The sequence below is a fragment of the Armatimonadia bacterium genome (genome assembly GCA_039679385.1).
In the GTDB taxonomy this organism is placed as follows: domain Bacteria; phylum Armatimonadota; class Zipacnadia; order Zipacnadales; family JABUFB01; genus JAJFTQ01.
The window spans coordinates 1-9,014 of the sequence record JBDKVB010000064.1 but is presented as its reverse complement, the minus strand read 5'-3'; the positions used below and the strand labels follow the sequence as shown (position 1 = coordinate 9,014).

The following is a 9,014-nucleotide window of genomic DNA, read 5'->3' as shown; positions in this document are numbered from 1 at the left end:
GTCGGTCGCATCCTGGAGGCGCTCTCGCGCAGCCGGTTCTGGAGGGACACGGTCGTATTCATCACCGAGGATGATCCGCAGGCCGGCGTCGACCACGTGGACGGTCACCGCACCGTCGGTCTTGTCGCCAGCGCCTACTCCCGGATGGGTGGTCGTGTCGTGAGCACCAACTACAACCAGACGAGCATGATCCGCACCATCGAGCAGATCCTCGGGTTGCCGCCGATGAACCAGATCGACGCCAGGGCCACACCGATGACGGCGTGCTTCACGGACAAGCCCAACTTCACTCCTTTCGTCGCGGTGCCCAACCTCATCCCGCTCGATGAGATGAACCCGACCAAGGCATCACTTAGCGGCGAAGCCCTGCACTGGGCAAAGGTCTCGGAGGCGCTGCCCCTCGACGAGGTGGATGAGTGCGATGAGGACACCTTCAACCGGCTCCTCTGGGCGTCGATCAAGGGCTACGGGGTGCCGTATCCGGACGCTGCGAAGATCCCGCATCCGGCATGGTAGTGCCCGCCAGGGGTTGAGACTGCGACTGCTCTTCAGAACCGACCAACTAGGGGGAGAACCTCCCATGCACCCGATAGGCCCCGTTCTGTGTGCGCTGACGCTGATGCTCGCGACTCTCGCCTACGGTCAGGACGCCCCGGCGGAACCTCGCAATGCCTGGTACCGGGACTCGCTGCTGAACATCCACTGCGACAACCACTCGGGCGCGCTGGGACAGGGCCAGAGCGTGGATGACCTGACCGCGGCCTTCGGCACGATCGCCTGTGACATGATCCAGGTCTCGGCGCAGAGCAACGGCTACGCCACCTACCCCACGGAGGTCGGGCTGCGCAATCCCGATCCCTACGACACGCTAGGCACCTTCAAGGAAGTCACCCGTCGTCTGGGCAGCAAGCTGTGCGTCTACATGTCCGTGGACCGGCGTCCCATGGACTTCAAGTTGCATCCCGAGTGGTTCCAGATCGGCGCCGACGGCAAGCCGGTACTCAACGGCGAGCCGGTCGTCTGCCAGCGCCCCAACGCCGATCACAAGGGATACCTGTACGAGCGGTTCCTGCCGCAGATCCGCGAGATCATCGCCAAGTATGACCCGGAGGGCTTCTGGTTCGACGGCGACTACATCCTGACTCGTCCCTGCTGGTGCCCGCGCTGCCTGGCGGCATGGAAGGCGGAGACCGGGACCGAAGCGCCACGTGACCAGAGCTCACCCGACTGGGGCAGATGGACGGCCTGGCACTACTCGCGCTACCAGGAGTACCGGCGCCTCGTGGCCGAGGCCATTCACGAGGCCAGTCCGAAGGCTCTCTACACCAGCAACTGGTCCTGGGCCTGGAGTCCTGAGCCCACACCGGATTTCGTGGACACCCTGAGCGGCGACGCCTGGAACCTCAAGCAGGTACTGCTGACCACTGCCCGCTGGGGAGCGCAGCAGAAGGTCCCCTGGGACATCATGAGCTACCAGGTGCCCGATGGCCGCTCCCTGCGCCATGACTACTCCTTCCAGCGCACCCTCCAGGAGGGTGCTCTCACCATCTCCTCCGGCGGCGTCTGGTTCGCCTGGACCTTCAGTGCCGGTCAGGTTCCGCCACAGGGCATCGAGACGACGCGGTGGATGGCGGACTTCCTCCAGGATCGCAAGGCCGCCCTGGGACCATCGGTGTCGCTGTCGAGTGTTGCGGTGCTGGATGCCGAGGCGAGCTGGCAGCGTGGTGGCGAGACGGGCTACGACGGCCCAGCCTGCAGTGCGGCCCGGTCACTGATCGAGGCGCGCTACACCGCGGATATCGTGAACGAGGAAACGCTCAGACAGCACCTTACGCCCTATCAGGTGGTGGTCGTTCCCGGAGCCAGACACGTGTCCGCCGAGACGCTGGCCGACCTTCGCAGCTTCGCTGAGAGCGGCGGTGCGGTATTGGTTACCGGCATGGGTCTGCGAGGTGATTCGGCGGAGGAGGACCCGCAGGTCGCCGCCTTCCTGGGACTGTCGAGGACTGAACCGGCCGACGCACAGCCAAAGGCGCTGGACCTGGGAACGCGTCAGTATGTCGTCGGCGTCCCCGGTGTGCGGACTGCCGGAGCGCAGATCCTGGCCGGCTTCGCCGACGGGCGTCCGGCTCTCACCACGCACTCAGTGGGCAAGGGAACTGTCGCGTACCTCGCCGCGGGTCGCGTCCTGTATCCCGATGAGGGTCTCCTCGCGGCGGCCTTGCGTAAGCTGGGCAAGGGTCCTTCCTACGCTGTGGACGGTGCGGGTGATGCCCCGGTGATCTGCCGCCTGCGACGCAAGCCGGGCCAGATCGTCGCACACCTGCTGGACCTCAGCACTCGCGCTCAGGGGCAGACCCTGGACGTGGATGCCCCAGACTACACCGACCCGAATCCGGTTCTGCGCAACGTCCGGCTGACGCTGCCCCTGGCCTCCGCACCGAAGGCGGTCAGTGTGGTTCCGGCGCTGTCGACCGTGCGCAGCAGCTACGCAGACGGACGGCTGGAACTCACGGTGGGAATGCTCCCGACTCATGCCGCGGTGATCCTGCAGACGGACATTGCGGAGGCTCCCGGCATGCTGCCCGGTGACGCCCCACAGCAAGCGATCGCCTGGCACCCTGAGGCCGAGCAAGGAGGAGTGCTGTTTTCGGAGGACTTCGAGGGTCTGCCCGTGGGCAAAGCGCCCGGCAAGCCCTGGGCGTCGGAGGTCAAGGGTGCGACCGCCATTGCGGTGACGGACCAGGCCGCTGCCTCGGGCACCCGGTGCCTGAAGCTCACCGATGCGCCAGACTCCAGTTTCTGGCCCTACTTCCACCGTTCCGTCGCCGCCTACCGCAAGGGCCGCAGTGTCCTGTCCTTCGACCTACGCGTGGACCCGGGAGCGAAGTGCCTGATCGAGGTGCGCTACGAGGGCAAGGGCGCCGGGCCCTGTGTGCGGTTTGACGGTGATGGGACCCTCTGGGCCTCGGGCCGTGGCGACCTGACCAAGCTCCTGCCGAGCACCTGGTGCCATGTGACGATCGAGTATGTGCTGGGCACCGACAAGCCCGGCTACAGCCTCACAGTGAAGCCCGCCGGCGGCGAGGCCCAGAGGTGGTCTGACCTTCCCTACGCCACGGACTGGTTCTTCCTGTGCAACAGCGTGTACTTCGTCGGCACAGCCGAATCCGCCGGAGACTTCTACCTGGACAACCTGCGCCTCGAGCGCCTGGGAGAGTGAGTGGTACCCGCACGTGGGACCATCCACATGCCTGGCTCAGTTCTCGTCAGTCGGGCGGATGGACCACAGGCCGACCCAGTCTATCGCCACCGAGGCGTTGCCCGGCCAGAGCGAGCGCGTCTCGTAGGCGCCGCCCGGGTGATCCATCACCAGGGCAAAGCACCGCCAGGTACCCAGTGGGGCCTCGGAGCAGTCCACACGGCGAAGGCCGGTCTGGGGCGTCCCGCCGCCGACGCAGGTGTCCAGTTCGACCAGCGTCCCGGTGCCCTCGCCAGTGCGCTTGAGGCGGAACAGGACCAGGTACCTCCCCTTCTCCAGGGTCGCATAGGGCCCATAGAGCATGTGGCCCGGTTCGTCCGCGCCCTTCTCTGCGAGGCGTGCGAGTCCGGTTGCGCCTTCCACCTGCTTGTCGCTCCCCGTCACGTGTGCCAGTTGCCGGGCCTCCAGGAAAGGACCGGGTATGAGGCCGCCCAGCTTTGGCAGCTCGTCGGCGAGTTCGCCCGCGTCCACCTGGCGAATCTGGACGGTGTGCGTGGTCCTCCGCTCCTTTGCGATGACGCTGAGGGTGACCTGCGACGCCTCGGGCGTCCCTGACACGCGAAGCCGCGTCTCCTCCGAGGGTGCGAGAGTGACTGTCTCGGGTGTGACGCGTGGGCTCCCCAAACCGGCGACCTGAAGGGCGCAGTCCACAGGTGTCGGCGAGACGTTCCGCACGGAACCCTCAAGCACCAGCGGCTGGCCCTGCAGCGCAAGAGCTACTTCGGGGAAGCGCACCAGGAGCTTCTGGTCGGCCAGATACCTCGTGTAGAGCGTCGCGAGATGGTCGGGCCGCACGAACACGTAGTCGGGGCCCAGTTCGGTGACGATCTGCTCGAGCAAGGGCAGGTCGGCGAACCAGTTGAGGATGAACAGGTGCATGAAGGCCGGGCGCTGGGTCGGTGTGAAGCGCCGGACTTCGGCCACGACTTCGCTGAGTCGTTCCTCACGAGTGGCGTCCTGGCGCCAGCCGCCGATGGCATGGAAGACGGGAACGTTGCGGGCCGTCGGGTACACCATGTCCCGAGGTGTGAGCACGCGCCGGCCATAGTCCGGGAAGAGCGCTTCCAGGAAGGGAATGCGCTCGGCGTAGCGGCTGATGATCTCGGGCCGAATGGCGTTCATGATCCAGCAAGACTTGAGGTCGGCGCGCTGCATGTACTCCGCGGTCTGGTCGAGGAACCCGTCATAGACCGCCTGGCGATCGCGGTATCGCTTCCCGTAGAGGTCGGGATAGGTGTACCCCACTCCGGAGACTGCACCCAGGAAGGGGTCGTTCGGCCCGGCCTTGGAGTAGTACCAGTCCACGATGTCGGGGATGAGCACGCTGGCCGCCGGTGAGAGCGTCCAGCCAATCGGGAAGCGCCCTCGGAGCGGGTCCTGCCATAGCTGCGGGAAGTTGTGGCCGGTAAGCACCGGGAGGTTGTCGCCGTCCGACATGATGTAGGAGACGTAGACCTTGTTGGGCTGCAGGTCAGGTGCCGGCGGCGCGGGTTTCTGCTTGAGGCTCGCGACGCGCACTCCGCAGTGGACAGAGAGGTTGGAGCACTCGATGCTGCCCACCAGGTACTTGCCGAACTCGGCGAAGAGACTGACGCCGGGGCCCTCACCGATGCCGACGTCCTTACCCGCCCAGGGGTAGCTCATCACGGGAATGTTCACGGGCATCTTGGCGAGCAGCTCTTCCATGAGGCGGACCTCGGCATCCGGGGAGGCGTACTTGCGAGCTCCGTCCAGGGCGCCGGAGATCCAGAAGATGAAGATGCGGTTCTGAACGAGGTAATCACGCAGGCCAAGATGCTCGGGCCACGAGCAGGCGATGACGTGGTGGTTGAGCTGCGGCCACAGGTTCTCGAAAGCCCAACGGTAGGCGTCGACGCTGGTAGTCCAGCGGCCCTGCAGGTCCTCGATCACCGGAAGACCCAGGCGCTTCGCGAGTCGCGGTGATGCCACGAGTCCGTCCCGCACCGAGGCGAGCATGGTGGCTACGTTCTTTGAGGCCGGGAGGCGCGGGTCGTAGACGATGAGGCCCCGGAAGACGTCGCGGAAGCGGGTCAGAAGGTCCTCCGGATTGGCGACGGGTGTGGCCGACTCGATCCACTTGCGGTCCTGTAGGTGCTGCAGCCACTGCGGGTCCGTGCTCTGGGACAGGCAGTACAGACGCGGCGTCTGGCGGTTGACCAAGCCCTGCAGCGTGACGATGAGCAGACGCAGATCGGCGGGCTGCTTGCGCAGGTCACAGACGAGAAGGTCCTTCGCCGGTGGGTTCGAGCGCGGGAAGAGGTCCGGGAAGGGCCGAGGCTCGGAGACAACGTCGATATCCCTGGGCTCGCCGCTCGGTTTGGCCTCCTTCACGCGTCCAGGCGGCAGAACGCTCCCACCCTCCAGGCGGTAGAGGGCCACGGAGTCGATGCGCAGGCCATAGAAGCCGTCCCAGTTCACCCGGCACTCCAGCTTGCCCCGCTGGTAGCGGAACCCAAGAGCACATCGAGTGTAGCGGTTCGGGAGGAAGTCACCCGCAGACAGCTCGCGGGAGGCCAGCATGTTCTGGGCGTAGTCGGTGCAGGCATCGACGACCGCCGCCGATTCGGCTGTCTCGTTGCTCAGGACCTTGACGCGGAAGAGGGCAACGTAGTCACCGGGGGTCGTCTCGAAGTAAGGGCCGAAGGCCACGGCGCCTGGCTCGTCCTCGGTGGGCAGCACCTCCCACGCCTGACCACCGGAGGCGTCGCGATCGCTCACAGCCCGACCCGAAGTGTGCTTGATATCGGGGCCTTCTGCCTCCCAGAGGCGGATAAGCGTGTACTTGCCGGAAGGCAGCTCGGCGGGAGCAGCGATCTCGCCCAGAGTGGCGGCGTCGAGCCCGGTCACCTCGCAGGAAGCGGAGACACACAGCAGGCCTGCAAGCACCGACAGCACAGCAAGACGGCAGCGGGACATGGCAGAACACCTCCGCGGTGGTCGGTCACGGAACCGGCTAGGAAGGACTGCGCCTACGGCTCGTACTCCAGCAAGGTCGTGGAGTTCGGCGGAAGGTCAAGGTCAAGGGACGTGCCCTTGCCGAGGACGCTGCCGGTGAAGGCATCGCGCACGGTACAGGCTGAGGGCAGGTTCAGCTTCCTCGGACCGCCGTCCTTCGTATGGAGGCACAGGAAGCGAGAGTCGGCCCGCAGTACGTCGCCGGGTGCGTCAAGGTACTGATGAACACCGGCGCGGCGAGCCATTCCACAGAGGAGCTCCCGTGGAACATAGGGTACCGCGGAGAAGAGGCTGCTTGCTCGTCCCTCGCCGGTAAGGAGGATCGCCGGGTCGCCCGCGCCTGCGACACGACCGAGAACCTGTCCCCTGTCTGTAGCGGGAATCAGCGCCGGCGTGAAGAGACCGTCGCCGTAGGAGCAGACCTGGGTGGCCGACACAGGGCCGGATATCGCAGCGAGGTCACGCATGGACACGGTACACCTGCCGGCGACGTTCGTGCCATCCAGGACGAACTTCATCCCCCGGAGCGGCAGCGCGATCTTCTCCGGCTTCAGCTTCGACCAAGGGGCGCTTGTGAAGGCGGCCAGGGGGTAGCTCAGTCGCTGCCAGTCGCCGGGGACAAGGGTCACCGGAGCAGCCTGGAACTCCGCCAGGTTGGCATCCTTGATGACCGTGCGCAACACCAGGCGCGAGCAGTTGCCGTCGAGCTTGACTTCGAAGCCCACACCGTCACCAGGGGGCATCTCGGCGCCAAAGTGGAGGTCCGTCCACGGGTAGCGGGTGTCGAAGCTCCAGGCGATCCCGCGGTCGATGGGCTTGACCTCGTAGAGCGTGTAACTCTCCATCTGGTCGGGCGTGCGCGGGTTGAGCCACTTGCTGGTGTCGCCGAAGGCCGCGACGGGTGTGCTGCGGTCGGGACGGATCGAGTACTCGGTGCGGGTAGCGATGCCCCGGGCAAGCTGCACGCCCTGTTCGCTGAGTTCAACCGCAGCCGGGAGCCACCCCTTGGTGAGCGACAGGCTGAGCCCGGTGACCTGCGACGCCTGGGCGACCGAAAGGCTCTCGGGACTGCAAAGCCCGGGAGCCCAGAGGAAGACCGTGGCGTGTCGGCCCGACCGCCGGAGGCTCTCGACGAGCTTCGCCTGGGAGGGAGTCATGCGCGTCGTGTTGAGAAAGACCAGGAGCTTGTAGCGCGACAGGTCGAGGCTCTCGAGTTGGCTGAGCAGGAGGAAGTCGAGCGGAGCCCCCAGATGGAACAACTCCGTTCCAACCTTCTCGGTGGTCGAGTAGGCCTGCGACATGCCCTCGGCATCGCTGAGCAGGTAGCCGCTCTCCAGATCGCAGACGACGGCGATCTCGGCGGCACTGCGGTGCGGCTCGGCGAGTGCCTTCGTGGCGACCTGCTGCAGCGCCTTCGCCTCGGCCATGATCTGCGGTTGATCAAACCAGCCACCACGCCCCTCCGGGCCGAAGTCGACGAACCAGAAGCCCGTGTGCTCGATGAGCGAAGTGCCGAACTCGCGACGGATGGCCGCAAGGGTTTCGGCGAGAGTGTCCGTGCGTCCGTGCTCCTGGCGCGGATGTAGGTAGGTGCGGATGTCGGCTTCGATGAAGTGCACCTTGCCCGCGGCGTTGATGGCGGCGATGAGACTGCGCAGACGACCGTCCTGGCCCATGAGGCGATCGGAGTAGCTGTAGGGAGCAACGAAATAGTCGATGTAGGGTGACTTGAGGAGGCGCTCCAGGGCGAGGTGGCCGCCCTGCGCCTGGGGCCGAACTCCGAAGAAGTAGCCATAGTACACCCCGTAGAGGGCTCCCCCGTCGGTCTCCTCCTTGACGATCTTCCCGAAGGTCTCGATGTCGTCGGCGATGACCTGTTGCTGGCAGTGATAGTAGTCGATCACCGGGCGCTCAAGGGCCGGATCCCGCAGTGTCACCAGTGTCGCCGTCCTGCGCGCCGCCATCGCGGGGACGGCGGCGTTCTCGAAGGTGACTGCGTCATCGCGCCAGGCTTTGCGGAGGGCGTCGACCGTGGTGTACTTGTCGCGAAGCCAGGCGCGGAAGGTGCGGGCCATGGCAGGGCTCGTGTCCGGGTACTGGTCGCTCCAGCTTCCGAAGTAGTGCCACTCGGTGTAGATGCCATAGCCGGCATGGTAGCCAAGGACGCGCTTGCCCCAGGGCTGAGACTGGATATGGCGAATCGCGGCCCGCCAGGCCTCGGAGGCATCCTGCAACCAGAGCGCCGAGGCAGGCGAGGCACGCTTGACCCGGTAGGACTCGTCGCTGCTGTCCAGGTCGTCGGAGGTGGCGTAGCGGACCCACTCCTCCGGGTGGGCGTTCATCCACCACTCCGGGGCCAGCAGGCGGATATGAAGCAGCAGGTAGGCGTCGGGATCTGCCGACAGGTAGCTGCGAAGGAGGGTGTCGAGGGCAGAGAAGTCGTACTCGCCGGGGCCACGCCAGCAGCTCAGGAGAGTGGTGTACACGCACTGCAGGTGGATGCCCGCGTCGCTGAAGTTGCTGATCTGACGGCGACCGTAGACGGAGGCCGGGGCCACGGTACCCCGGTACATGACGGCTGGACGGGGCACGCCGTTGATGAACACCGCAGCAGAACCGTTGTGATGCTTGACGGCGGCGCGGAGCGGGGGATCTTTGGCGAACTGCTCGGCGGGTGCGACGATCGAGGCCTCGAACTTGCGGTAGTCGGCGAGTTCCTGCTCGCTTAGCATCTCCGTGCAGTGATAGCTCGCGTACTCAGACCATGGGAGCGAGA

General features: G+C 66.1%; 4 protein-coding genes. 2 read left to right on the top strand and 2 right to left on the bottom strand.

Annotated features, from left to right (window positions below; translation table 11 throughout):
- Together ABFE16_06325 and ABFE16_06320 are read left to right on the top strand one after the other, a co-directional pair.
- A partial coding sequence (locus ABFE16_06325; protein ID MEN6344905.1) for a hypothetical protein occupies window positions 1–516 on the top strand: 516 nt, incomplete at its 5' end.
- A gap of 64 nt (window positions 517–580) precedes the next feature.
- A complete protein-coding gene (locus ABFE16_06320; GenBank protein ID MEN6344904.1) occupies window positions 581–3,223 on the top strand; it encodes an alpha-amylase family protein in 2,643 nt (880 codons plus the stop codon).
- A gap of 36 nt (window positions 3,224–3,259) precedes the next feature.
- On the opposite strand, the gene ABFE16_06315 is transcribed toward ABFE16_06320, so the two are convergent.
- Together ABFE16_06315 and ABFE16_06310 are read right to left on the bottom strand one after the other, a co-directional pair.
- Window positions 3,260–6,199 carry a GxGYxYP domain-containing protein gene (locus ABFE16_06315; GenBank protein ID MEN6344903.1) on the bottom strand — a complete coding sequence of 980 codons (2,940 nt, stop codon included), beginning with the start codon at window positions 6,197–6,199 and terminating at the stop codon, window positions 3,260–3,262.
- Between the two features lie 53 nt (window positions 6,200–6,252).
- On the bottom strand, window positions 6,253–9,014 hold a 2,762-nt coding region (locus ABFE16_06310; protein MEN6344902.1), incomplete at its 5' end, for a beta-galactosidase.

What these genes read in the sequence shown, in the direction of transcription:
- ABFE16_06320 (MEN6344904.1), top strand. Translation starts at nt 581, where the DNA reads ATGCACCCGATAGGCCCCGTTCTGTGTGCGCTGACGCTGATGCTCGCG.
- ABFE16_06315 (MEN6344903.1), bottom strand. Translation starts at nt 6,199, where the DNA reads ATGTCCCGCTGCCGTCTTGCTGTGCTGTCGGTGCTTGCAGGCCTGCTG.